Source organism: Streptomyces sp. NPDC012510 (assembly GCF_042955065.1).
GTDB lineage: Bacteria > Actinomycetota > Actinomycetes > Streptomycetales > Streptomycetaceae > Streptomyces.
Genome location: NZ_JBIBEN010000011.1, coordinates 41,479 through 64,630, shown reverse-complemented (window position 1 = coordinate 64,630; position 23,152 = coordinate 41,479). Strand labels below are relative to the sequence as shown.

General features: G+C 70.5%; 23 protein-coding genes and 1 pseudogene. 18 read left to right on the top strand and 6 right to left on the bottom strand.

Annotated elements, in window-relative coordinates:
* Positions 1 to 105: 105 nt before the first annotated feature.
* From ACFY9I_RS21310 to ACFY9I_RS21285, 6 genes are all read left to right on the top strand, one after another.
* Positions 106 to 915 (top strand): c-type cytochrome, encoded by an 810-nt coding sequence (locus ACFY9I_RS21310; protein WP_391003828.1) that lies wholly within the window; start codon positions 106 to 108, stop codon positions 913 to 915.
* Complete coding sequence (locus tag ACFY9I_RS21305) at positions 912 to 1,970, top strand: Rieske 2Fe-2S domain-containing protein (protein ID WP_391003826.1); 1,059 nt, start codon at positions 912 to 914, stop codon at positions 1,968 to 1,970. Before ACFY9I_RS21310 ends, ACFY9I_RS21305 begins: the two co-directional genes overlap by 4 nt.
* On the top strand, positions 1,967 to 3,601 hold the full coding sequence (locus tag ACFY9I_RS21300) for a cytochrome b N-terminal domain-containing protein (RefSeq protein ID WP_391003824.1): 1,635 nt from the start codon (positions 1,967 to 1,969) through the stop codon (positions 3,599 to 3,601). The genes ACFY9I_RS21305 and ACFY9I_RS21300 overlap by 4 nt, the downstream gene beginning before the upstream one ends.
* 146 nt (positions 3,602 to 3,747) lie before the next feature.
* Entirely contained in the window at positions 3,748 to 3,963 is a 216-nt protein-coding gene (locus tag ACFY9I_RS21295) for a hypothetical protein (protein WP_391003822.1), read from the top strand.
* Positions 3,964 to 4,088: 125 nt separating this feature from the next.
* A complete protein-coding gene (locus ACFY9I_RS21290) occupies positions 4,089 to 4,955 on the top strand; it encodes an oxygenase MpaB family protein (protein WP_391003820.1) in 867 nt (288 codons plus the stop codon).
* A gap of 7 nt (positions 4,956 to 4,962) precedes the next feature.
* Positions 4,963 to 5,799: a ribonuclease BN gene (locus ACFY9I_RS21285; protein ID WP_391003818.1), complete on the top strand. Its 837-nt coding sequence runs from the start codon at positions 4,963 to 4,965 to the stop codon at positions 5,797 to 5,799.
* A 71-nt stretch (positions 5,800 to 5,870) separates the two neighbouring features.
* On the opposite strand, the pseudogene ACFY9I_RS21280 reads toward ACFY9I_RS21285, so the two are convergent.
* Positions 5,871 to 6,194, bottom strand: a pseudogene (locus ACFY9I_RS21280) (family 43 glycosylhydrolase); the annotation flags it as partial.
* Between the two features lie 83 nt (positions 6,195 to 6,277).
* Positions 6,278 to 7,642 carry a DUF5685 family protein gene (locus ACFY9I_RS21275; protein WP_391003816.1) on the bottom strand — a complete coding sequence of 455 codons (1,365 nt, stop codon included), beginning with the start codon at positions 7,640 to 7,642 and terminating at the stop codon, positions 6,278 to 6,280.
* 395 nt (positions 7,643 to 8,037) lie between these two features.
* Here ACFY9I_RS21275 and ACFY9I_RS21270 point away from each other — a divergent pair, with 395 nt between their 5' ends.
* A complete protein-coding gene (locus ACFY9I_RS21270; protein WP_391003814.1) occupies positions 8,038 to 9,186 on the top strand; it encodes a hypothetical protein in 1,149 nt (382 codons plus the stop codon).
* A 288-nt stretch (positions 9,187 to 9,474) separates the two neighbouring features.
* Here ACFY9I_RS21270 and ACFY9I_RS21265 read toward each other — a convergent pair whose 3' ends face one another.
* Positions 9,475 to 10,356: an LLM class flavin-dependent oxidoreductase gene (locus tag ACFY9I_RS21265; protein WP_391003812.1), complete on the bottom strand. Its 882-nt coding sequence runs from the start codon at positions 10,354 to 10,356 to the stop codon at positions 9,475 to 9,477.
* Positions 10,357 to 10,452: 96 nt separating this feature from the next.
* On the opposite strand from ACFY9I_RS21265, the gene ACFY9I_RS21260 reads away from it, so the two are divergent.
* On the top strand, positions 10,453 to 11,247 hold the full coding sequence (locus ACFY9I_RS21260; RefSeq protein WP_391003810.1) for a methyltransferase domain-containing protein: 795 nt from the start codon (positions 10,453 to 10,455) through the stop codon (positions 11,245 to 11,247).
* Here the strand turns inward: ACFY9I_RS21260 and ACFY9I_RS21255 are convergent, their stop codons facing one another.
* Together ACFY9I_RS21255 and ACFY9I_RS21250 are read right to left on the bottom strand one after the other, a co-directional pair.
* Positions 11,248 to 11,682, bottom strand: coding sequence for a cupin domain-containing protein (locus ACFY9I_RS21255; RefSeq protein WP_391003808.1), 435 nt, complete (start codon positions 11,680 to 11,682; stop codon positions 11,248 to 11,250).
* Between the two features lie 153 nt (positions 11,683 to 11,835).
* Positions 11,836 to 12,399 (bottom strand): snapalysin family zinc-dependent metalloprotease, encoded by a 564-nt coding sequence (locus tag ACFY9I_RS21250; protein ID WP_391003806.1) that lies wholly within the window; start codon positions 12,397 to 12,399, stop codon positions 11,836 to 11,838.
* 203 nt (positions 12,400 to 12,602) lie between these two features.
* Between ACFY9I_RS21250 and ACFY9I_RS21245 the strand changes: the two genes are divergently transcribed.
* The 5 genes from ACFY9I_RS21245 (at position 12,603) to ACFY9I_RS21225 (ending at position 17,253) form a co-directional block, all read left to right on the top strand.
* Positions 12,603 to 13,340, top strand: coding sequence for a DUF1524 domain-containing protein (locus ACFY9I_RS21245; protein WP_391003804.1), 738 nt, complete (start codon positions 12,603 to 12,605; stop codon positions 13,338 to 13,340).
* Between the two features lie 160 nt (positions 13,341 to 13,500).
* Positions 13,501 to 14,268 (top strand): restriction endonuclease, encoded by a 768-nt coding sequence (locus ACFY9I_RS21240; RefSeq protein ID WP_391003802.1) that lies wholly within the window; start codon positions 13,501 to 13,503, stop codon positions 14,266 to 14,268.
* A 102-nt stretch (positions 14,269 to 14,370) separates the two neighbouring features.
* Positions 14,371 to 14,796 carry a DUF6003 family protein gene (locus ACFY9I_RS21235; protein WP_391003801.1) on the top strand — a complete coding sequence of 142 codons (426 nt, stop codon included), beginning with the start codon at positions 14,371 to 14,373 and terminating at the stop codon, positions 14,794 to 14,796.
* Between the two features lie 223 nt (positions 14,797 to 15,019).
* On the top strand, positions 15,020 to 16,123 hold the full coding sequence (locus ACFY9I_RS21230) for a hypothetical protein (protein ID WP_391003799.1): 1,104 nt from the start codon (positions 15,020 to 15,022) through the stop codon (positions 16,121 to 16,123).
* 137 nt (positions 16,124 to 16,260) lie between these two features.
* Positions 16,261 to 17,253 (top strand): alpha/beta fold hydrolase, encoded by a 993-nt coding sequence (locus ACFY9I_RS21225; RefSeq protein WP_391003797.1) that lies wholly within the window; start codon positions 16,261 to 16,263, stop codon positions 17,251 to 17,253.
* 295 nt (positions 17,254 to 17,548) lie between these two features.
* Here the strand turns inward: ACFY9I_RS21225 and ACFY9I_RS21220 are convergent, their stop codons facing one another.
* Entirely contained in the window at positions 17,549 to 17,839 is a 291-nt protein-coding gene (locus tag ACFY9I_RS21220; protein WP_391003795.1) for a hypothetical protein, read from the bottom strand.
* A 532-nt stretch (positions 17,840 to 18,371) separates the two neighbouring features.
* Here ACFY9I_RS21220 and ACFY9I_RS21215 point away from each other — a divergent pair.
* From ACFY9I_RS21215 to ACFY9I_RS21195, 5 genes are all read left to right on the top strand, one after another.
* Positions 18,372 to 18,677 (top strand): hypothetical protein, encoded by a 306-nt coding sequence (locus ACFY9I_RS21215; protein ID WP_391003794.1) that lies wholly within the window; start codon positions 18,372 to 18,374, stop codon positions 18,675 to 18,677.
* Between the two features lie 224 nt (positions 18,678 to 18,901).
* Positions 18,902 to 19,420 carry a DUF4396 domain-containing protein gene (locus tag ACFY9I_RS21210; RefSeq protein ID WP_391003792.1) on the top strand — a complete coding sequence of 173 codons (519 nt, stop codon included), beginning with the start codon at positions 18,902 to 18,904 and terminating at the stop codon, positions 19,418 to 19,420.
* A gap of 21 nt (positions 19,421 to 19,441) precedes the next feature.
* On the top strand, positions 19,442 to 19,897 hold the full coding sequence (locus ACFY9I_RS21205; protein ID WP_391003790.1) for a DUF6153 family protein: 456 nt from the start codon (positions 19,442 to 19,444) through the stop codon (positions 19,895 to 19,897).
* Positions 19,898 to 19,980: 83 nt separating this feature from the next.
* Positions 19,981 to 20,661, top strand: a complete 681-nt coding sequence (locus ACFY9I_RS21200) for a DUF305 domain-containing protein (RefSeq protein ID WP_391003788.1) — start codon at positions 19,981 to 19,983, stop codon at positions 20,659 to 20,661.
* 562 nt (positions 20,662 to 21,223) lie between these two features.
* Positions 21,224 to 22,855, top strand: coding sequence for an ATP-binding cassette domain-containing protein (locus ACFY9I_RS21195; RefSeq protein ID WP_391003786.1), 1,632 nt, complete (start codon positions 21,224 to 21,226; stop codon positions 22,853 to 22,855).
* The last annotated feature ends 297 nt before the right edge of the window (positions 22,856 to 23,152 follow it).

Genomic DNA, 23,152 nt, shown 5'->3' with positions numbered 1-23,152 from the left:
GCAAGACGGTGATCCCATGGACACGACGAACCGACTGGCCAAGCGGCTCGGAGTCCCGAACATCTTGGAAGTATCGGAACTAGAAACCTGACTCCGGGACAATCCGTGAAAAAGTTCTCCATGCGACGGCGCCAGCCGTTAGCGGCACTCGTCGTCCTGCTCCTCGCGCTGCCCGGCACCGGGGCGCTCTACGTCACGTTCGCACCCACGAGCGAGGCGCGGGCCGACCGGACCGCCCAGTCCCTGGCCATCGAGGAGGGCAGGGAGCTCTACACCGTGGGCTGCGCCAGTTGTCATGGCACCGGCGGTCAGGGCACCACGGACGGGCCGAGCCTGGTGGGTGTGGGCGCGGCTGCCGTGGACTTCCAGGTCGGCACCGGCCGTATGCCCGCCCAGCAGCCGGGCCCGCAGGTTCCGGAGAAGCGGAACATCTACTCGCAGGCCGAGATCGACCAACTGGCGGCATACGTCGCCTCGCTCGGCCCCGGCCCCGACGTCCCGACGGAGGAGCAGTACAGCCCCGAGGGGGCGGACATCGCCGCGGGCGGCGACCTCTTCCGTACGAACTGCGCGCAGTGCCACAACTTCATCGGCAAGGGCGGTGCGCTGACCCACGGGAAGTACGCGCCGAGTCTCGAGGGCGTCGCCCCCAAGTTCATCTACGAGGCCATGCTGACCGGTCCGCAGAACATGCCTTCCTTCCCCGACAGCACACTGACCCAGCAGAACAAGAAGGACATCATCGCTTACCTGAACGAGGTCAACGGCGACGACACCGTGAGCCCCGGCGGCATGGAGCTGGGCGGACTCGGTCCGGTCCCTGAGGGGCTGTTCGGCTGGATCTTCGGACTCGGTGGGCTCATCGCCGCCGCCGTGTGGGTCGCCGCCCGGACCGCGAAGGCCAGGAGATCATGAGCGGCAAGGACTTCCCCGAGGACAAAATGCCCGCTCAGCGGGACGCCACAGAGGGCGCGGCAGCCGTCGCGGACGAGAAGACCCCGTTCGCCGATCCAGGTCTGCCGCCCCATGAGCACCGGATCCAGGACGTCGACGAGCGGGCGGCCAAGAGGTCACAGCGCACGGTCGCCCTGCTCTTCACCGTGTCGGCGCTGGCCACCATCGGTTTCATCGCCGCATTCGTGGCGATCCCCATCGAGCGCTCCCTCTACGTCTTCCCGCTCGGCCACATCAGCGCGTTGAATTTCGCACTGAGTCTGACCCTCGGCATCGCGCTGTTCACCATCGGCGTGGGCGCGATCCACTGGGCCCGCACTCTGATGTCCGACGTGGAACTCTCCGACGACCGTCACCCGATCGAGGCCCCCACCGCAGTGCGCGCGAGGGTCCACGCCGACTTCAAGCAGGGTGCCGAGGAGTCGCAGCTCGGCCGCCGCAAGGTCATCCGCAACACGATGCTCGGCGCGCTCACCCTGGTGCCGCTCTCCGGCCTCGTCCTGCTGCGCGACCTCGGCCCACTGCCGGGGACCAAGTTGCGCCACACGCTGTGGGCCAAGGGCAAGGTGCTCGTCAACATGAACACGAACGAGCCCTTGCGTGCGTCCGGCATCGCGGTCGGATCGCTGACCTTCGCCAAGCCCGAGGGCCTGGAGGAGACGGACCACGGGTTCCAGAACGAGATCGCCAAGGCAGCCCTGATGATCATCAGGATCCAGCCCGACGACTTCAAGGACAAGCGCGAGCTGGAGTGGTCCCACGAGGGCATCGTGGCGTTCTCGAAGATCTGCACCCACGTGGGCTGCCCGGTCTCCCTGTACGAGCAGCAGACGCACCACGTGCTCTGCCCCTGCCACCAGTCCACCTTCGACCTCGCCGACGGCGGCCGGGTGATCTTCGGCCCGGCCGGTCACGCGCTGCCCCAGCTGCGCATCGGCGTGAATGACGATGGCTACCTCGAAGCGCTCGGCGACTTCGACGAACCGGTCGGTCCTTCCTTCTGGGAGCGCGGATGAGCACGGCGAAGAACACCGGGTCCCACTCTGGCGCAGAGGCGCCGACCGGAGAGCGGCTTGCCGACTGGGCCGACGGTCGCCTGGGAATCTACGCCCTGGCCAAGGCGAACATGCGCAAGATCTTCCCTGACCACTGGTCGTTCATGTTGGGCGAGGTCGCGCTCTACAGTTTCATCATCATCATTCTCACGGGTGTCTACCTGACACTGTTCTTCCACCCGTCGATGAACGAGGTGGAGTATCACGGCAGTTACGTCCCGCTGCGTGGCCAGCTGATGAGCGAGGCGTTCCGGTCGACGCTGGACATCAGTTTCGAGGTGCGCGGCGGTCTGCTCATCCGGCAGATCCACCACTGGGCGGCGATCATCTTTCTCGCCGGCATGTTCGTGCACATGATGCGGATCTTCTTCACCGGCGCGTTCCGCAAGCCGCGCGAGATCAACTGGCTGTTCGGCTTCCTGCTCTTCGTCCTCGGCATGTTCACCGGTTTCACCGGCTACTCGCTCCCGGACGACCTGCTCTCCGGCACCGGCGTCCGCTTCACCCAGGGCGCGATCCTGTCGACCCCCATCGTCGGCACGTACATCTCGATGTTCCTGTTCGGCGGGGAGTTTCCCGGCGACGACTTCGTGGCCCGGTTCTACTCGATCCACATCCTGCTGCTGCCGGGCATCATGCTCGGCTTGGTGGCAGCGCACCTGATCCTGGTCTTTTACCACAAGCACACGCAGTTCGCGGGTTCCGGAAAGACGAACAAGAACGTCGTCGGCATGCCGCTGCTGCCGGTCTACACGGCCAAGGCGGGAGGCTTCTTCTTCCTGGTTTTCGGTTTCACCACGCTGTTGGCCGGCATCGCGTCCATCAACCCGATCTGGGTCCTGGGCCCGTACCGTCCGGACCAGGTCACCACGGGCGCCCAGCCCGACTGGTACATGGGTTTCGCCGAAGGTCTAGTCCGGGCCATGCCCGGCTGGGAGATCAATTTCTGGGGGCACACACTCGCTCTGGGCGTGTTCCTCCCATTGGTGATCTTCGGTCTCTTCCTCGGCGTCCTGGCGGTCTATCCGTTCATCGAGGCCTGGATCACCGGGGACAAGCGCGAACATCACATTCTGGACCGGCCGCGCAACGCCCCGACCCGCACTGCCCTCGGCGCCGCCTGGGTCACCGCGTATCTGATCATGCTGATCGGCGGTGGCAACGACATCATCGCCCTGCGGTTCCGGCTGTCGATCAACGCGGTGACCTGGTTCGTCCGCATCGCGTTCTTCGCCGGCCCCGTGATCGCGTTCATCGTCACCAAGCGCGTCTGTCTCGGCCTCCAGCGCCGCGACAAGGCCAAGGTGCTGCACGGTCGCGAGTCGGGCATCATCAAGCGCCTGCCGCACGGTGAGTACATCGAGCTGCACGAACCGCTCAGCCAGGAGCAGATGTACACGCTCACCGCGCACGAACAGTACGACCCGGCCACGATGGGACCGGCGGTGGACGAGCACGGCGCCGGGCGGAAGAGGAGGCTCGACCGGCTGCGGTCCAAGCTCCGCCATGCCTACTACGGCAAAGGCACCCAGATCCCCAAAGCGACCGTCGAGGAGTACAAGGAGATCACGAGCGGCCACGGCCACCACTGACCACAGGAGGTCGCCCCGCCGCAGAGACGGGCGGGCACCGCACAGCGACGCACCGACGCACCGAATGCCGACGCCTTCGAGGGGTACGTCGTCGACGTCGGTATCGATATCGGTACCGGTATTCGTCCCCTGATCAGGGAGGCACCATGTCTTTGTGGTCGAGGATCCGCGAACACACGGGGGGCAGGTCGCCCGGCTCGTCCAAGGCGGCGGATCAACACAGCACGACGGGAACCACACCCAACGAGACCTTTGTGGGCCGGGTGGCCGGCAACGACCCCGGCTACCTGGAGACGGGCGCCGAGGAGCGCGCCGAAGCGGATGCGGGCCGCGACGAGTCCACTCGCCCAGACCGGCCCTGAGCACAACCGCCCCCACTCGACGCGGGCCCCTCGCTCGCGCGCCCACCTGGCGACAGGTCGTGCCGTTATGCCCTGTTTCGGGAGGGCGTGTCGGACACTGGGCAGGAGGAGAGGGGAGGCCGACCGTGCTGACCGTAGTCCGTGACCAGCTGAGCCAGGCCCTGTTCCGCCGTGTCGCCGGGCCCGACGGACCGGCGGTACGGGCCCGCATACACGACACCCCCGGACCGCGCTGGTTCGGGCCCGACCGCCCGATCCGCACGGTTCACGGCGACGCCTCGATGTTCATCGGCGGGCTGAGCGCACTGCTGCTGCAGTCCCTCCACCCGCTCGCCATGGCGGCGGTGGCCGGGCACTCCGGCTACCGCGGCGACCCGTGGGGCCGACTGCAGCGCACCAGTACTTTCCTGGCCGTGACCACCTACGGCACGGCCGCGGATGCCCAGCGGGCGGTCGATCGCGTCCGCGGCATCCACGAACGGATCCGGGGGACGACGGCCGAGGGGGTGTTTTACCACGCGGCCGATCCCCATCTGCTCGGCTGGGTGCACGCCGCCGAGACGGACAGCTTCCTGCGTGCCCATGAACGCTACGGAGCCCGCCCACTGGATGCCAGCGGCTACGACGCCTATGTCGCCGACACCGGGCGCGTCGCCGGGGCGCTGGGGGTGACCGACCCGCCGCGTGACCGCCGCGAGCTGTCCGAGCACCTGTTCGCCTACCGGCCCGAGTTGCGGGCCACGCCCGAGGCCAGGGCCGCCGCCCGCTTCCTGCTGTTCCAGCCTCCCCTGCCCCTCGCGGTACGGCCCTTCTACGGCGTCCTGGCCGTGAACGCCGTCGCACTGCTGCCGCCCTGGGCCCGCGGCATGCTGTGGCTGCCCCGCGTGCCGGTCATCGAGAACCTCGCCGTACGCCCCACCGGCCATGCCGTGACACGGACCATCCGCTGGGCCATGGCCCCGTCCCGCCCCTCCGGGCGCGCCGGGAAGTGAGGCACGCGTGAAGGACGCCTCCGGCTCCGGCGCTGCGCGCGAGCCGCGGCCGCGCCACCACCATCGACTGCGGTCCCGCTGGCACGACTCGGCCGTCGGACGGCTCTGGCACCACGGCAGCGAACTGGAACTGCTGCACCGGGCCATGGGCTTCTCCGCGTTCGGCCTGGTGACCCTGGTTCCCCTGCTGATCGTCGTGGCGGCGGCGCTCCCCTTCCAGGAACAGGGCTTCGCCCTGTGGGTGATCGACGCGATGAGTCTGTCGGGGCGCCCGGCCGACGCGGTACGTGAACTGTTCGCCACACCGCGCAGGGTACTGAGCGCGACCAGCGTCCTCAGCGGGCTGCTCGTCGCGCTGTTCGGCGTCAGCTTCGCGGCGAGTGTGCAGAACGGCTACGAGAGGATCTGGGAGGTGCCCGCCGGCCCCTGGCACCATGTGTGGCGCCGCGTCGTGTGGCTCGGCGCGCTCACGGGATATCTGTTTGCCGAGACGCAGAGCGGGGCGGTATTGCGGGACGGGCTGGCACAGTCGGCCGTTCGGATCATGCTCGCCACGCTGTTCGGGGTGCTGTTCTTCTGGTGGGGGCAGCACTTCCTGCTGGGCGAGCGGGTGCCGTGGGGCGCCCTGTTCCCGGGCGCGGTGGCTACGATGGCGGGCCTGGGTGGCCTGCGCTTGTTCTCGGACCAGGTGTTCTCGCCACTGATCGTGAGCAACGCGATCACCTATGGGGCGGTCGGCACCGTTCTGATCATCCAGTCCTGGCTCATCGGTGTCGGCTTCGTGGTGTTCGGCGGCCCACTGCTGGGCCGCCATGTGCACGAGATGTGGCGTCGGCGCGGTTGACACGACGGTCTCTTTCAGTAGGCGACCGGCCAACCGCTGCTCCGGTTCAGGAGGTTGATGCCGAGTCTGGGCCTGCCCTTGTCGTCGACGAAGAGGTTGGGGTCGATGGCGTTGTGGTCGCAGGAGGCGGTGGAGGAGTGGACGACACTGGCCAGCCCGATGGCCGACGTGTTCGACCCGAAGGTCGATACGGAGTAGTACATCAAGTACTAGCCGCCCTGGTACGAGAGGTCGGGTGCCCACGCCTCGTTCGTCCCGTACGGCGACCACCAACTCGGTCGGGTGGTGAAGGCGTCGCCGCCGGCGCCTAACGCGATGCGGTTGGCCGAGGTCCGGTCCGACAGGCCGCCCCCGGTGGCGTAGAGGAGGTAACGGCCGGTGGAGGTGCGGACCATCGGGTTCGGCGCTCCTTGGGTGGGGGGTGCCGTTCGGTACTTCGAACAGCCGTCGCGCCGTCGGCCCGAAGAGTCGTCCGCCTTCAGTCGCAGCAGTCGCAGCAGCACTTGCACGGGTTGCAGCAGCCACCCCCACCACCGCCACAGCCGTCACCCGAACCACCACCGGACCCACCAGACCCACCAGACCCACCAGACCCACCAGAGGATCCGCCCGAGTTGCCGCCGCCTGAACCTCCGAACCGGCCGTCGCCCCCGGATCCGTTCTGGCCCGAACCGCCGTTGCGGTTCCCGTCGCCGAACTGCCAGGGCTCTCCGTCATCCGGGCCGGCGTCCTCGTCGCAGGTGCAGCAGCCGAAGCACAGCCCGCACCGGCCGCACAACTGGCGCCACCGGCCACAGCGCCGACACTCCCCCTCCCGCGGCCGACCCGACGCCATGGCGGCGCTCTCCGGGGCCGCGCCCGCGAGCGCCCCGACGCCGCAGGTCGTGCCCGTGCCGGTCTCCGGGGGCGGTTCCGTCGCCGTTCGGCGTCCCAGCCAGGGCAGCGTGCGCGGGCCCCGTGCCTGGCGGCGGTGCTGATGGTGGCGGTGCCGGGGATCGAAGACGCGGTCGACGGCGCGCTCCAACTCGCCGCCCAGAAGCGCCTGTGCCAACCGGCCGTCGACGAACTCGGCGTCGGACAGGGCGAGTCGGATCCCATGGACGGCGTCGTCACAGAGCCGGCGTACCTCGGCGCGGTCCGCGCCGGTCACGGCGATCGGGTTCCACGCGCCGGACGCCTCGTCGGTGTCCAGGTCCTCCACCGCGTCCAGCAGATGTGCCAGGCGACCGAACAGACGGCCGGCCTCCGCCAGGGGTTCGGCGTTGCCCGGGCGGTCGGCGAGCACCGCGGTGTGGGCGAAGGCAGCGGCGGTTGCCGTCTCCGTGGGCTCCGTGACCCTCAGCAGCGAGCCGCCGGGGCCGGTCGACCGCTCGATCTCCGGCTGGCGTTCGACCGCACCGAGCAGTACCGCCGTGTCGAAGCCGAGCCGTTCGCCGCCCGCGGCGCCCGCACGGTCCCAGCCATGGGCGATGCGGCGTGCCGCCAGCGTCACCGGGCGGCGCCCCAACAGCCCGTCACCGTCGGCCACATGGTCCCGTATCTTCGCCGCCGCCAGCACCAACGACACCGTCGCCGCCAGCCGCGCGCCCTCGCCCTGCGCCACGTCCGCCGACCGCATTCCGCGCAGCGGACAAGGACCGGCGCCTCGCCGCCAGTCGCCGGTACGCTCCGACTGCGCCTCGGTCAGCACCGAGACGATCAGCCCGTCATAGTTGGTGGCCACCCGCGCGAACTGCCCGTACTCTCCGCGCAACGCCAGGCACAGCCCACACAGATGCGCCATCCACTCGGTACGCATGCCCTCGCCCAGGCGGTGGCGGCATGGCCTGATGATTCCGAACACCGAAGTTCTCCCCCGTAGATGCTGTTACCCGGACACCGCCGGACGAACCGGCTCACGGACGTACAGCCGCCCAACAGGGACGACCGCGCGTGACGTCAACCGCGCGTGGACGTCAACCGCATGTGACGTGACGCGCGGCGGACATCCTAGAGGGTCGGTTCAGAAGGGTGTCCACAGAGACGAGAACGCGGGTGTACGAGATCGTCGTGTGACGAACCGCCTGGTGGAGATGGTTGCCGCAGGACGAGGGGGTTGCCGCGCGGCAGGAACGCCGGGCCCCTCCCGGACCGGGGGTGACAGGGGCGGGGCCGAGGCCGTCGGGACCCCGAGTGATCTCCGCCGGGCCGGGGCGGCGATACTGGCATGCGCACGTGCCCCTGCTCCCCGGTGGACCCATGCCGACCTCCCTCACAGACCGTCCCACAACTCCCCCCACGGTGTGGCCGGCTCGCGGCCGCCACGTCGGACCCGACGCGGAAGGCGTACTCCGTCGTACCCTGCGACAGCTCAAGGACAGCCAGGTCATCGACGACTTCCTGGAGGTGCCCCAGGCCGAGGGCGACCTGCCGGAGCGGGTGTTCGAGGCCCGTTGGCGGGTTCCCGACGACGTGACCGTACGCGCCCGGCTGAGCCTCGCCCCCGATCTGGGCGGCGGTCGGGAGTGGACCCTCCTGGCGGAGGCGGAACAGCCGTGGGATCCGGCCTGGCCGTCCCCCGTCACCCGGTTCTGGCCGGAGTACGGCGACTGGGACCACGACGCCGCCACGGGCCTCTCACTGAGCAGGATCAACGCCCTGCCCGATGAGGACAAGGACGTGCGGCGCCTGCTGAGGACTGCCGGGCACGGCGGATGGTGCGTCCACGTCGTCGTCCACGAGGCCATGACCACGGACGAGCGCGGGCGGCTGCCCCTCGCGCGGTGGCTGCCGCCGAGCCTGCGCCACCGCATCGTGGAACACCGGGCCGCGCCGCAGCAACTACGCGTCGTGAACTGGGCGCTGCGGCAGTTCGACGTGGAGGTGCCACGCGGCGGTGCGGTGGTGCTGCCCGGCACCCCGGAACCGTCCGGATACGACTCCGACGACTTCGCCGTCCGCGCGGTGTTCCTGGACGGTTCGGAGCCGGCCGACCTCGTCGCGGCGGTGACTCGGTTCGCCGCGCTGCCGCGGCTGCTGCCGGACGGTGCCGACGACGCGCTCACCGCGTTGCGGGAGGACTGGCACCTCCTCACCCTTGAGGAGGAACTCGCCCGGGAACGCCAACGGGTGGCGATGTACGCCGAGGCACTGGAGGCCATGACACAGTCCCGGGACCTGTACCGGGAGGCGACCGAGCGTGCCCACGAGGCGCTCGCCGCCTACCGTGAGGCCGCCGAGGCCACTCCCGCCGGACAGCAGCAGTCCGGGACGTGGACGACATCCGCGTTCCAGCAACTGACGCGCACGCTGGAGCGCCTGAAGGACAGCACCAAGGCCCTGCGGCCCGCAGCCGACGCCCAGGGCAAGGAGGACACGGACGCCGGGCCGACCGGTTCGGAGCGCTAGGGGTGTTTCGAAAGTCCCGCACAGCACCCATGGCGCCCGGCACGCTCCCTCACTCTCGGCTTCGCTCGAGCGGGAGGTGCCCCCACCGCCGCACCGGCCGAAAGCCCAAGTACGTCCAGTACGCGGGCTTTTATCCGGCACGCACGGGGCACCACGGGCACCACGGGCACCACACAGGACTTTCGAAACGCCCCCTAGCGTTCCAAGGGCGGAGGACCGGCCCGGGCGTCGGGCCGGACCTCGTGTCCCACGGAGGAGGGAGCGGGGAGGATCGTTCTACGGAGCGCCTCAGGCCGAAGGCGGGCGAGCGGCTCCGAGCACGGCCTCCAGTTGCCCCAGCGGATCCTCGCCCACGAAGCGCAGGACGACCGTGTCCGCACCGGCCGCCGCGAGTTCACGGATGCCGTCGGCGGCCCCGGGGGCGTCGCCGGACACGGTGAAGACCTCGTCCTGAGGACGGCCCAGCCAGGCGCCGTGGCCCTCGGTGTGGGGGTGGAGGGTGCGGGCCACCTCGTCGGGGTCGTCGCCCACGCATGCGAAGGCGAAGACGGTCATGAGGTGGTCGGGGCCGGCGCCGCCCTTGCCGGTCAGCTCACGGATCCGTTCCAGATCGCGTGGACCGTGGCCCTCGGCGATGAGCGTGCCGTCGGCGACCCGGCCGGACAGTTCGAGGGAACGAGGGCGCACCACGCCGGCGACGACCGGCGGGACCTCGGTCGGCGGATGCACCAACTTGACGCCGTCCAGCGTCACTTCACGTCCCGTCAGTTCGACCCGCTCACCGCGCAGCAGCGCGCGCACGGATGTGATCGTCTCCTCCAGCAGGGCCAGCGGGGAACGGGGCGCGACACCGACCTGGACCATCCATTCCCGCACGCCGTGCCCGATCCCGGCCACCAGCCGACCGGGGAACACCCGTGCCAGCGTGGCGAGTTCCATCGCAAGCAGCGCCGGGCTGCGCAGCGGGGCCGGGGCGATGCCGATGCCCACGCGCAGCCGGTCCGTCGCCCCCAGGGCCACGGCCGCCCCCGTCACACCACCGTTCCAGCCGAGGTCCTCCACGACCCACAGGTCGTCCGCGCCGAGCGCCTCGGCCCGCCGCGCGAACTCGGGCAGCCCCTCCGGGTTCCAGTCGCGGTCGTACATCACACCGATCCGTACGTTCGTCATGCCGGGAACCTACGCGCCGGACGAGGAGTGGATCAACGGCATTCCCTCCTCCCCCCCACACACAATGGGTGTCCCGACCATGGAAGGACATCCACAGTGGCCGACTACTCACTGACCCTGGACGACTCGGAGATCGCGCGCTACCGGCTCATGGCCGACATCGCCGAGCGACGTGAACGCGATCTGTGGACGGCAGCCGGGGTGGTGCCGGGGGCGCGGATCGCGGACGTGGGGTGCGGGCCGGGCGCCCTCTCGGTACGGCTGGCGGACATCGTCGCCCCCGACGGTGCCGTGTGGGCGGTGGACCGCGACAGTGACGCGTTGGCCGTCGCCTCGGCGCTCGCCGAACGCTCCGAGGTGCCCGTGCACACCGGCACCGGCTCCGCCGAGGCCACCGGGCTGGCCCAAGGCACGTTCGACGTGGTGATGCTCCGGCACGTCCTCGCCCACAACGGCGGCCACGAGCAGGCGATCGTGAACCACCTCGCCGAGCTGGCCAGGCCGGGCGGTGCGGTGTACCTCGTCGACGTCGACGCGACGGGCTTCCGGCTGCGGGGCGCCCCCGCCGCATACGACGAGATGGACGAGCGCTACCGCGAACTGCACGGACGTCGGGGCAACGACCTCGGCATCGGCACCCGGCTCGACCTGCTGCTCACCGCCGCGGGTCTCGAAGTCACCGCCTACGAGGGCCACATCAACGTCGTGACACCCCCGCCCGGCATGCGCGGCCCCGCCTGGGCCGCCCGTGACGCCTTGCTCTCCGAGGGCCTCGTCACCGAGGACGACCTCGGCCGCTGGGACGCGGCGTTCAGAGAAGTCGAACAGGCAAATGCCGACCTGCGCTTCTTCGGCAACACCTACGTCGCCATCGGCCTCCACGCCGGGTGATCACTCGAACGAGCAACCCGGGTTCGGGGCGTCCTCGGAGAACGGGGAACCGTGGGGCAGAACGTAGAGGACGACCAGGACGAGCGGGGTGTCACCCAGGTTGCGGCCGAGGTGGACGTAGTCGGACCCGGCCGGTTCCTGGATGGTGTCGCCGGAGCGGTAGACGCCGTCGGTCTCGCAGGTCGAGTCGTAGTGGCTGAGGGTGCCCTGCTTGACGATCCCGTACAGCGGCCCGTCGTGGTAGTGCCAGCCCGTGGCCTGGCCGGGAGGGATCGTGACCTCTCGCAGGATGTAGTCGGTGCCGTTCGCGGTGGTCTGGCTGATCACACGGCCCGTGACCCCCGGTCCCGCGGGCGTGGCGTGGGCGGTGCCGCCCACCCCGAGGCAGGCGGCGGTCACCACCCCGGCCAGGGCGGTGCGGAACGTGCGGTGCATTCGGGGCCTCCTGCTGTGTGCGGCGGGCGCGGCGGGCGCGGTGGGTGCGGTGGGTGCGGGCACTGCACCCACCGCGGATGCCGTCGGTCGTCCTGGTGCTGGTGCGAGCGGTCGGTCGGAGAGGCGCGGTGGCCTCGCGCGGCGAGCGACGCGTCAGTCCACGATCACCCCGGCAGGTACTTTCGGCGCCCGCCCGACGAGCAGGCCGCCGAAGTTCCCCTCGACCTCGGCCTTCTCCGCCGCGTCGGGGTAGGGGTTGGTGCACGCGGTGCCCGCGGTGGATCCGGACATCAGGCTCGAACAGGGTCCGGGCTTGCGGTCGGGCAGGCCCAGGATGTGCCCGAGTTCGTGGGCGGAGATACGAATCGTGTCGTAGCCCTGGTCGACGGCCTGGCGCCCGATGTAGACGGTTCCGTTGCCCAGGGTCGTGGGCAAAGCGCGCGGCCAGCCGTTGTCCGCGAGGACCCGGATGTTCGCGCGTTGTCCGGCGGCTGCCGGCCGCAACTCGACGGCGTCGACGCTCTCGTTCCAGATCGCCGCGCCCCGGTCGACAGCGCTCCTGAACTCCGCCGAGCCGCCGGCGTCGTAGGTGAGGACGCGGGCGGCCGTAGCGGCGTCAGCCGCGTCGGGAGAGGCGGCCATGGCCTGGCCGCCCGTCAGGGAGAGGGACACCATCAGGGCGACGGCCAGGCCGCCGGTCAGCGTACGGACGCGCATGTTCGACCTCCTTGTGGGGGAAGGGGCAGTCGTGCTCATGACACTAGTGGCTCGTTGCCCGGTAGGGGTGGAGGTGAACCCGTCAATCCGAAGCACCTGAGGGGAGCACGCGGCGCGTCAGCGCGGAGGGGCGACGCGTTCAGCGGACCGCTGTGCGGGTGACGGGTGATAAAAAAGCGGCGGCACGCGGTATCGATCCCCACATGAGTACACCTCACATAGGCACTACGCAGGGAGAAGCAGGCCTGTCCCAACGACGCTCCCTGGCCCTCGCCCTGGCCGTCGCCTTCCTCCCCCTCCCGGTCGTCCTCACAGCCGTCGTGCTCGAGCCGTCCGGACCGGCGACCGCGACAGCCTCCCCACCGGACCGTGCTCCGGTCTCCGCCATCCCACCGATGGTGCCGGAAGCCCCACCCGTCGACGTGGCCCGCAAGGAACTCTCGGCCCTCGTCATCGAAGCTCCGCATTCGATGGATGGGTACAGCAGAGAAGAGTTCCAGCACTGGGTCGAGGACCAGTGGCCCCGGACGCAGGAGGTGGTCCTCCACCGTGACGGGAAGCAGGTCGGCGCCAGCCAGGCCCAGACGGCCTCCAAACAGTGGCACAGTCCCTACGACGACCGGATCCTCACCACGAGGTCGGACGTCCACGTGGACCATGTCGTGCCTCTGGCCGACGCATGGCGCTCCGGAGCCGATGAGTGGAGTCCGGCAAGGCGTCACAAGTTCGCCAACGACCTGTCCACCACCCAGCTCATCGCCATCTCCGTCGTCGCCAACAGATCCAAAGGCGACCAGTCGCCCGACCAGTGGGTTCCGCCGAACACCGCCTACCACTGCGTGTACGGCAGGGCCTGGACCCATGTGAAATTCACTTATGGGCTCTCGGTCACCCCGAAGGAGAAGGACGCGTTGAACTCCCTTCTGGACACCTGCTCCTGACAACAGGATCGTCCGCACCGACAGGGCGGGCCTGCCCGAGGTCGTCCGGGGCAGGCCCGCCCTGTCGGTGGCGCCGCGAGGACGACGATCGATGAAGGTCCCGATCTTGGGCAGACGGATACGAGTGATCTTTCCGTAGGTCCCATGAGAGGGGCATCTCGTGACCGCACCCGCACAGAGCGAACCGTCCGCGCACCGTCGGCGCGGGTTCGACCTTCGCTCGACCACCCTGTTCTTCGTCATTCTCGCTGTGGTCGTGAGCGTCCTGGGTCTCACGGCCCGCACCGTGGTCGGCGCTGTCGAGCGGCGCCCCGCCTGGGTGTTCGTCCTCGTCGTCATGGCTGTCGCGGGCTTCTTGGGCCTGCGGCGCCGGTTGCATCCGTCGAGGGCAGCGCGCCGGGCCGCTGCGGCGCTCGACGAGGCGGCGAGAGAAGCCGCCGACGAGTGGGAGGCCGTCGCGGTCCCGCGTCCGCGCCCGGCCGTCGAGGCCATCGTCAGCTACGACGCCCTGACACCCGAGGCGTTCGAGGAGGCGATCGCCGATCTCTGCGAACGCGGCGGTTGTTCCGCCGTGGAGGTCGTGGGAGGGGCCGGGGACCTGGGTGCCGATGTGGTGGCGGTCGCCCCCGACGGGCGCCGGGTCGTCATCCAGTGCAAGCGCTACGGCGAGTCCCACCGGGTCGGCTCCCAGGATCTCCAGCGCTTCGGCGGCACCTGTTTCACCGTCCACGAGGCCGACGTCGCCGTGCTGGTCACCACCAGCGACTTCACAGCGCCGGCGGTGCAGTACGCCCAACAGTGCGGGATCGTGTGCGTGGACGGGGAGGCCCTCCGGGCATGGACGGACGGCACCGGAACGCCGCCCTGGGAGGCTGGACAACAGGGCGGGAGGGAAGCAGGTGTCGACACGGCGGGTGTCGACACGTGAACCGTGTCCTGCGCACCGTGCCTCGCCTCGGTGCACGCGCGGTGATCCGGGCGCCTCGGGGTAATGGGACGTCGATCAGCACCCGTTGAGAAGGAGCCGTTGATGACCGACGACGCCTATCTGTTCCTGCTGGACGACGCGTCCGCGTCGCTCGGTGTGCCTCCCGCCGCCGTCGGAGAGCTCGCGTGCATGGAGACTCCCGCGGTACGCGCGTGGCTGGACGCACAGGGAAGCTCGCCGACCTCTGCGCACCTACGCCTGCTGCCACCGGAGGAGACGGCGGCCGTTCCCGAAGGAGCGGAGCGGCTGCCCGTTCCGCTGAGCGACGAGGAACTCAGCCGGGTCCGGCACCAGTTGGCTCCGGAGCCACTCGCCGAGGTCGAGGAGGAACTGCTCGCCTACCGCGACTGCGCGGACGGCCGGGACGGCCTGATCGCACGCGCGCTCGCCGCGGGGGTGCCCCCGCACCGCATCGTCGAACTGACCGGGGTGGATCCCGCGACGGTGACTGCCGCGGCGGACGGCTGACACCACCGGGCCGAAGGGCTCGGCCTCCGAGATGACCCCCTCGGCAGGCCGTTGCATCCGGCATGGAGGAGCAAGGCCACTCGGCCCGCCGTGGACCAATGCGCGTCCGTGTGCGCGCTTTGTCACGTGGATGGCTAGAACTTCGGGGTTCGCTGGTCCACGGTGGTCCCTCCTATCCGCCCGATCCGCCTGGAGGGATCCCGCATTGAGACGAAGGCGATTTGTGGCAGGGACGGTCGGCGCGCTCTCGGGGGTCGCGCTCGGTACGGGGCAGTCCCGGGCCGAGGCGCCGGCGCCCGGAGCGGAAGGCTGGCAGGCCGTACCCGCACCCGGCAGCGTTCCCGCCGCACAGTTGCGCAGCGCCGCCGCCGCCGGGCCGCGGCTGGCCTGGGCCGTGGGCGAAGAGAGATATGGCGGGCCGTCCCAGGCGCTGGCCATGGTGTGGAACGGTGATGGCTGGGCCAAGAGCGACCTGTCGCATCTCGATCACACGCAGTTGACGGCCGTCGCCGGTGTCTGCCCGGCCTCGGCCTGGAGTGTGGGCCGACCTGCCGGAGACGGCAGCCCTCTGCTGCGCTGGGACGGAGCCACCTGGCGCGAGGTCACGTTCCCGGGCAGGGGGGAGCCGGACGTTCGGCTCACCTCGGTGGCGGTCGGCCCCGATCGGCAGGTGTGGATCTGCGGCAGCCGAGGCGGTGCCGTCCGTCTCCTGCACGGGGACGGGCGGCGATGGCGGTGGCTGGACCCGTTGCCCGTCGCGAGCGTCAATCTCTACGGGGTCGTCGTCGGCCCGCGCGGCGCGGTCTGGGTCAGCGGAGACCGGTCGAACGGCGGGGGCTGGTCCGGACTCGTGGCGCGCTGGGACGGGGCGTGGACGGTTCTCCCGCCGATCACGGGGCTGCGGCTGGGCATCGCCGATCTCCACGCGGCCGGTCCGGACGACGTATGGGCGGTGGGCACCGAGGCCGGCGTGGGCGGGCCTCCGGGCCGCCCCGGCAACCCCGCCCTGAGCCACTGGGACGGCACGGCCTGGACCAGGGTGGAAGCGGGGTTCACGGTCGGGTCGTTGACGGGAATCGCGGGCGACGCACAGGGGCGCGCCGCATGGATCTCGGGCTGGAACTTCCAGGACCAGAGCCGCAGTACGTACCTACGCCGCGACGGCGATGCCTGGGTCGTCGTCCGGGGACCCGCCGGCGGGGCGCCGGCACCGTACCTCAATGCCGTGACGTCCGTTCCCGGCACCACGGGATTCTGGTCGGTGGGTATGACCAGCCCCTCCCCGTACCCTCCCACCGAGGCGTACACCGAACGTCACCACGCCTGACACGGTGCCGACGCCGAACCGGGCTCGGCGTACTCGTCCGGGTGCGTCGACGCCCGCCCCGGAACGTCGGCCGGTCGCCCGGTGGGCCGGGTTCCTTCCCTGCTGCCCGAAAAGACCGGGCCCGTACGCTCGTGCCCATGGTTGAGCATCGGATGGTTGACGTGAACGGGGTTCGGCTGCACATCGCCGAGCAAGGCAGCGGCCCGCTGGTGGTGCTGCTGCACGGCTTCCCCGAGTGCTGGCACTCCTGGCGCCACCAGTTCGGCCCTCTGGCCGACGCGGGCTTCCACGTGATCGCCCCGGACCAGCGCGGGTACGGGAGCAGTGACCACCCGGCCGACGTGGGCGCGTACACGATCCTTCACCTCGTGGGTGACGTCGTCGGACTGGTCCGGGCCCTGGATGAGGAGAAGGCGTACGTCGTCGGGCACGACTGGGGCGCGCCGGTCGCCTGGCACACCGCCCTGCTCCGACCGGACATGGTGCTCGGCGTGGCCGGGCTGAGCGTGCCGCCCCCGTTCCGGGGTACGCAGCCTCCCCTGGCCGCCATGGAGCAGAGGTTCGGCGGTCGGTTCTACTGGAACTACTTCAACCGTCGCGGCGTCGCCGACGCCGAGTTCGCCAGGGACGTACGCACGACTCTGCGCAAGTTCCTCTACTCGGCTTCCGGTGACGCTCCTCACTCCGGCGAGGGCGGGCAGCCGCTGGTCGACCCCGAGCGCGGCTGGCTTTCGGCCATGCCGGACCCTGAGGTACTGCCGGGATGGCTCACCGAGGACGACCTCGACGTGTTCACCGACACCTTCTCCCAGGGATTCACCGGCGCTCTCAACTGGTACCGCAACCTCGACCGCAACTGGGAACTCACCGCTCCCTGGCACGGTGCCGTCGTCTCCTCCCCCGCCCTGTACATCTACGGCGACCGCGACGTCGTCCCCGCCTTCCCGGGCACACCCGAACTCATCGAGAAACTGCCCGACCTGATGCCCGACCTGAGGCGTGAGCCCCTCCTCCTCTCGGGCTGCGGCCACTGGACACAACAGGAACGTCCGCAGGAGGTGAACGCGGCGCTCATCGAGTTCCTGAGGACGGCGGTCCCGGCCCCACGTCACAACGACGCGTCGAAGTAGTGCATTGGATGGCCGAGAGCACCATGGAGCCCTGCCGGTGCCGGCACACCAGGGCTGCCCGCACGAGGGGGCGACGGAGGCCGGTCCGTCCAGGGACGCGCCGCCGGGTTGCGGGCCGTCGATCTGAGGCGGGCGTGTCCACCATCCAGCGTGAGCTCGGGGCGCGCAATCGTGCCGGAATCGCGGCCCGGGCGTGGCGCGACAGCCAGACGCAGCGTCAGGTCGAAGAGCGTGGGTGGGGCTGACAGCCCCACTGTGGGGCGGACGGCCTCACCCTGCTCGGTGCACGCCGAGATCAGCTTGCGCCTGCGGCCTCGGCCGTCTTGCCGGCGTCGGCTGCTTCGTCCCGTGCCATGCCGAGGAAGCGCCGGATCGCTTCGACGGGCATGTCGAGCCCCTCGGAGGCGGACTGCTCGCCGCCGAACACCTGCACCGCCTCGGTGACGGCCAGGGCCAGTTCGACCTCCGCCTTGCGGGCCTTGGCCTCGGCCTTGTCCACGGTGTCGACCACTGCCAGTTGGCGGCGCTGCTTCTCCTGAAGTCGCTGTTTACGGGAAAGGGCCTTCTCGGGATTCTGCACGGTCATGACCAAGATCCTAGTCAGCCTCGCGTCCACCCACGACATAGACAACGCGCCTGCCCCGTAAGGGCGTTCCATCGGTCATTTCCGGGCGCGGACCATGCCGTGCCGCGCGGGACCCTCGCCCCGAGTCCGCTCAGGCGTAGCAGTGGATCCTCCCGCGCAGCGCCGGTTCGGCGCCCCTCGCAGTGCTGCACGAAGGTGGGCGGGACGAGCAGGGACCACCAGCGTTCCCGCTTGCCGGACGCGTCGTGGCTGAGGCCTCCGATACCCCCGTTCCCGCAGCGAGAAGACGCTGGTGACGCCGGTGTGGGTTCCGGAGCGGCCCCGGCCGGAGTGGTGGTGGCGGTTGGATGTCCGGGGCTAAACGCACGGCCACCTCGGCGACCGTGGTCCAGCAGGGTCTCCGGTCGGAACGTTGATAACCTCCGCATCTACAGCGAGGGAGTTGGCGAACGTGGGTGCAGCGCCGTCGAGTCCACCTGAACCGCGACTCAGAGGGATCGGTTTCGGAATCCTCTTCGGCGGACTGACCGCGGTGGTCTCCATTGTCCTCGTCGGAAGGGCCTGGGCCGCCTGCGGCATCGGCAGCGGCACGGCGGCCAACACCATGACCCTGCTCTTTCTCGCCCCTCTCATAGGGCTCGCCGCCGCGGTTCCTTGGGTGATCCTGTACAGCACCCTCGGGAGGCGTCACCGAGGGGGGACCCTCGCGGTGGGGCTCCTCTTCACCTTGTGGTTCATCTGGTTCCTGGTGACATGGCTCGGTATGCCGAACGACTACCCCACCCCCTTGTGCCCGGGCAACGTCCCGCCCTGGTGGCCCGGCTCGATCCCCGCGTGACCGCAGGAGGCAGGGCAGGTGGGCAGGCGGGCAGGCGCCATGCTCCGGACCGCGCCGCGAGAGCGGGAGCAGGTGCGGGAGCAGGTGCGGGAGCGGGAGCAGGTGCGGGAGCAGGTGCGGGAGCGGGAGCATGCGCGGGAGCCGCTCATACCCCTCAGGGGTATAGTGTTAGAGTGGGGAGCGAGGTACGAAACGAGCCACGCAGGAAGGGGGTGGGACGGCTGATGGATGACAGCGATCACCACAGCGATCACCACACCGGTACCGCGCACGGCCCGGACGCCCGTCACGGCGGGCACATGAAGGAGGCGGCCTCCTGGGGGACCGCCGCCAAGGCGACCTTGCACTGCCTGACCGGATGTGCCATCGGCGAGATCCTCGGGATGGTCATCGGTACGGCCCTGCTGTGGGGCAATGTGCCGACCATGGTTCTGGCGATCACGCTCGCATTCCTGTTCGGGTACTCGTTCACGCTGTTCGCGGTCCTCCGGGCCGGACTCGACCTGAAGGCCGCGATCAAGGTGGCACTGGCCGCCGACACCGTTTCGATCGCCGTGATGGAACTGGTCGACAACGCCATCATCGCCCTCACTCCGGGAGCGATGGACGCCCACCTGTCGGACGGACTGTTCTGGGCAGCCCTCCTGGGCGGGTTCGCCGTGGCGTTCGTGATCACCACGCCGGTGAACAAGTGGATGATCGGCCGGGGCAAGGGCCATGCCGTCGTGCACGCCTACCACTGACCTGTATCGGACAGGAGAGCCATGAAAGCCCGCGCACAGCGGCTCAGCGCGCGATCGCCCCTCGGGCGGTCGCGGGCGATGCTCGTGCTCGGGCTTCTGGCCGGACTGTTCGGCATGCACGCGCTGGCCCCCGGCGGCCTCGTCCACGAACACGCCGCACCGCGGCACCGGATGACGCTCGCCGTCGGCGCCCACGACGGCCGGGCCGCGGACCAGGACAGCCGGGCCGCAGACCACCAACGCGGGGCCTCGGACCACGACAGCCGGCCTACGGATCACGGCTCGGGCCATGCCCAGCACTCCGATCCGAACTGTGCGTCGGGCGCGGTGAACGGCGCACCGACGTTGCCCGGCCTCATGCCCGACCCCGTGCCCGTACCGGAGCACGCCGACATCGTGTGCGCGTACGCGCTCTCTCCCCCGGACAGCGCACGGGCGCCACCGTCCCTGGCGGAACTTCAACTCCTGCGGATCTAGACACCACCCGGTACCGCGCCTTCGGCTCGGCGACGCGGTGCCCGTCGGCACGTCAGATCCCTTTCAACAGCAGGAGTTCCAGTATGCGCAAGACCCGTACCCTGACCGGGCGCGCCGCCGTGGCGGCCGCGGCCGTCACCGCCGCTCTCGTCCTCGCCGCCTGCGGAAGCAACGGCGCGAGCAGCGGGAGCAGTCACGGCGGCGGTGGCCACGACTCCGCGCCCTCGTCGTCTTCCTCACCTTCGTCGACCGCCTCGTCGGCGGACGGAGATGACGCGTCCGGAGCGCACAACGCCCAGGACGTGTCCTTCGCGCAGGGCATGATCCCGCACCACCGACAGGCCCTGGACATGGCCCGGTTGGCCGCCGACCGGGCGGCCTCCCCCCAGGTCAAGGACCTCGCCGTACGGGTGGAGAAGGCGCAGGACCCGGAGATCAAGACCATGACCGGCTGGCTGAGGTCCTGGGGCGAAGGCGTGCCGAGCGGGACCGAGGCCATGCCGGGCATGGACCACTCGGGCCGGGCCGGGATGCCCGGCGCGATGGATGACAAGGACATGGACGCGTTGGAGAAGGCGTCCGGCGCCGCCTTCGACACCATGTTCCTGACCATGATGATCGAGCACCACGAGGGCGCCGTGGAGATGGCCGAGACCGAGAAGGACAAGGGCGCCTACGGGCCCGCCACGGCCATGTCCGACGACATCGTGATCGCACAGACCGCTGAGATCGCCGAGATGAACAAGCTCCTCGGCAAGGACTGACACCGCCCGGCGGGGAGGGGGGCGCTGGCGTCCGCGTGGCCTTCCTCCCCGCCCTCGGACCGTACGGTGAATCTGCTGCCCGGCGTACGCCGGCCGTGGCTCGGGCGGCGGACGGCGCGGCGGCCCGCGGCGACGACCGTCGGTCAATGTGGTGCGGCGGGTGAGCGCGGTCGACGGCAGCGTGACCGTTGGCGCCGGGGCCGGTCGAGGGCCGAGCGTCGGCCTGACCGGCGCTCGGCGTCCCGGCGCGGGCAGTCGTCGTCCCGTCGGACGTCCGCCGAGCCGTCCGTCCCGTGCCCCACTTGAGCGGCGCCCGGCGCACGTTCGTTTTTATCGGTGGCCCGTCCGGCGAGCAGGTTGTTACGCTGATCACATGAGTTACGTCCTCTACCTCTGACCGGGCCGCGAGGCTCCGCTCCTCACCCGGGTGAAGAGCCGGGAGCCACGAGTTCGCCCGCGGCCACGGCCTCTCTGCCGGTTCGGCCGTTCGTCAGAGCTGGGCACACCCCCTGCGAGTCCTGGATTCCCGGGTGACGTGTGCCTCCTTCCGGAGGAAGAGAACGTGACTGCCCTTACCCTGCCCGCCCGCGACCGGGCTCAACTGACCTGCGCCGGAGTCCGTGTCGATCGTGGTGGGCGCACCGTGCTGCACGACGTCGAGATGAGGGTGTCCCCGGGGTCGCGCTGGGGCGTCGTCGGTGAGAACGGACGCGGCAAGTCGACCCTGCTGCACGTCCTGGCCGGCGCCCTGGCCCCCGACGAGGGAGCGGTACGCCGCGTGGGCACCCTCGCCCTGGCCGAGCAGGAGATGCCGGCGGCGGACGAGCACACGGTCGGTGACGTCGTCGACGAGCATCTCGCCGACGCCCGCACGGCCCTGCGCCGGCTGGACGCCGCCGCGTCGGCCCTGGCCGAGGAGCGGCCCGGCGCCGTGCAGGAGTACGCCGAAGCCCTGGAGGCGTCCCAGGCGTTGGACGCCTGGGACGCCGACCGCCGGGTCGATGTCGCCCTCGCCGGGCTGGGCGCCGTCCGCGACCGTGCCCGTTCGCTCACCACGCTCTCCGTCGGTCAGCGCTACCGGGTCCGGCTGGCCTGTCTGCTGGGCGCCGAGTACGACTTCCTGCTGCTGGACGAGCCGACCAACCACCTCGATCTGGCAGGGCTGGAGTACCTCACCGCCCGGCTTCGCGCCCACCCCGGAGGCGTGGTCCTGGTCAGCCACGACCGGGCGCTGTTGTCCGACGTGGCCACCACGATCCTCGATCTGGACCCCACGCGGGACGGCCGTCCGCACGTCCATGGCGGCGGCTACGCCGGCTACCGCGAGGGCCTGGAGGCCGAACTGGTCCGGTGGGAGACGGAGTACGAACAGCAGCGGACCGAACAGGCCCGTCTGCAGCAGGCCCTGTCGGAGGCGCAGAACCGGCTGAGCACCGGGTGGCGCCCGGAAAAGGGCACCGCGAAGCACCAGCGCGCCACCCGGGCCGGTGCGCTGGTCCGCTCGGTCCACCGCCGCCAGGGCGATCTGGAACGCCACGAGATCACCGCGCCGGTGCCGCCACGGCGCTTCCTGATGCCCGAACTCCCCGCCAGGCCCGGGGTGGTACTGCTGAGCGCACACGAGGTGAGCGTCCACGGCCGACTGCATAGGTCGACCACTCTGGCGGTGACGTCGGGCGACCGGCTGGCCGTCACCGGACCGAACGGCGCCGGCAAGTCCACGCTCCTGTCCGTGCTGGCCGGACAGGTCGCGCCCACCACGGGCCGGGTGCACCGGTCGCGGACCGTGCGGCTGCACCTGTTGGGGCAGGAGTCGTCGCACCTGACGCGCCGACGGGCCCGCGACCTCTACGAGGCGCACACCGGGCGGTTGGTGACCGCCGGAGTCCTCAAGGAGGGCGACGTCGTCGGGCTCGGCGCGCTGGGACTGCTCGCCCCGCGTGACACCGACAGGCCGGTGGCCGAGCTGTCCATGGGGCAGCAGCGCCGCCTCGACCTCGCCCTGGCGCTCGCCACCCGGCCCCACGTGCTGCTGCTCGACGAGCCGACCAACCATCTGTCCATCGCGCTCGTCGACGAACTCACCGACGCCCTGCACGCCACGCACGCGGCCGTCGTCGTCGCCACGCACGACCGCCAGATGCGACGCGACATCCGCAACTGGCCACGCCTCGCTCTGACCACTGACCACTGACCGCTGCCCCCCTGATCACTGCCACTGACCGCCCACTGTCCCGACGGGAGTCGGCGCCCCTACCAGCGGTGGCGATCACTGAGGACGCGTCGTCGCCGAGCGGCTGCGCGGCCCGTGGTGCCGTGGTGAAGAGCTCACGATCGTGCGCCTGCTTGGCGGCGGGCGCCCGCACGGGACGGCGGGGATGGACGAAGACGCCGACGACCGTGGGCTGCCCGGCCCCGCCCCACGTCGCTGTCGCTGTCCGGTCGCTGTCCGATCGCTGTCACTGGCGCAGTCGCCGTCGGCCACGCGCAC

Bases quoted from the DNA above. Each gene is read 5' to 3' on its own strand.
- ACFY9I_RS21305 (WP_391003826.1), top strand. From the start codon at position 912: ATGAGCGGCAAGGACTTCCCCGAGGACAAAATGCCCGCTCAGCGGGAC.
- ACFY9I_RS21300 (WP_391003824.1), top strand. From the start codon at position 1,967: ATGAGCACGGCGAAGAACACCGGGTCCCACTCTGGCGCAGAGGCGCCG.
- ACFY9I_RS21295 (WP_391003822.1), top strand. From the start codon at position 3,748: ATGTCTTTGTGGTCGAGGATCCGCGAACACACGGGGGGCAGGTCGCCC.
- ACFY9I_RS21270 (WP_391003814.1), top strand. From the start codon at position 8,038: ATGCCGACCTCCCTCACAGACCGTCCCACAACTCCCCCCACGGTGTGG.
- ACFY9I_RS21265 (WP_391003812.1), bottom strand. From the start codon at position 10,356: ATGACGAACGTACGGATCGGTGTGATGTACGACCGCGACTGGAACCCG.
- ACFY9I_RS21255 (WP_391003808.1), bottom strand. From the start codon at position 11,682: ATGCACCGCACGTTCCGCACCGCCCTGGCCGGGGTGGTGACCGCCGCC.
- ACFY9I_RS21250 (WP_391003806.1), bottom strand. From the start codon at position 12,399: ATGCGCGTCCGTACGCTGACCGGCGGCCTGGCCGTCGCCCTGATGGTG.
- ACFY9I_RS21245 (WP_391003804.1), top strand. From the start codon at position 12,603: ATGAGTACACCTCACATAGGCACTACGCAGGGAGAAGCAGGCCTGTCC.
- ACFY9I_RS21235 (WP_391003801.1), top strand. From the start codon at position 14,371: ATGACCGACGACGCCTATCTGTTCCTGCTGGACGACGCGTCCGCGTCG.
- ACFY9I_RS21225 (WP_391003797.1), top strand. From the start codon at position 16,261: ATGGTTGAGCATCGGATGGTTGACGTGAACGGGGTTCGGCTGCACATC.
- ACFY9I_RS21220 (WP_391003795.1), bottom strand. From the start codon at position 17,839: ATGACCGTGCAGAATCCCGAGAAGGCCCTTTCCCGTAAACAGCGACTT.
- ACFY9I_RS21210 (WP_391003792.1), top strand. From the start codon at position 18,902: ATGGATGACAGCGATCACCACAGCGATCACCACACCGGTACCGCGCAC.
- ACFY9I_RS21205 (WP_391003790.1), top strand. From the start codon at position 19,442: ATGAAAGCCCGCGCACAGCGGCTCAGCGCGCGATCGCCCCTCGGGCGG.
- ACFY9I_RS21200 (WP_391003788.1), top strand. From the start codon at position 19,981: ATGCGCAAGACCCGTACCCTGACCGGGCGCGCCGCCGTGGCGGCCGCG.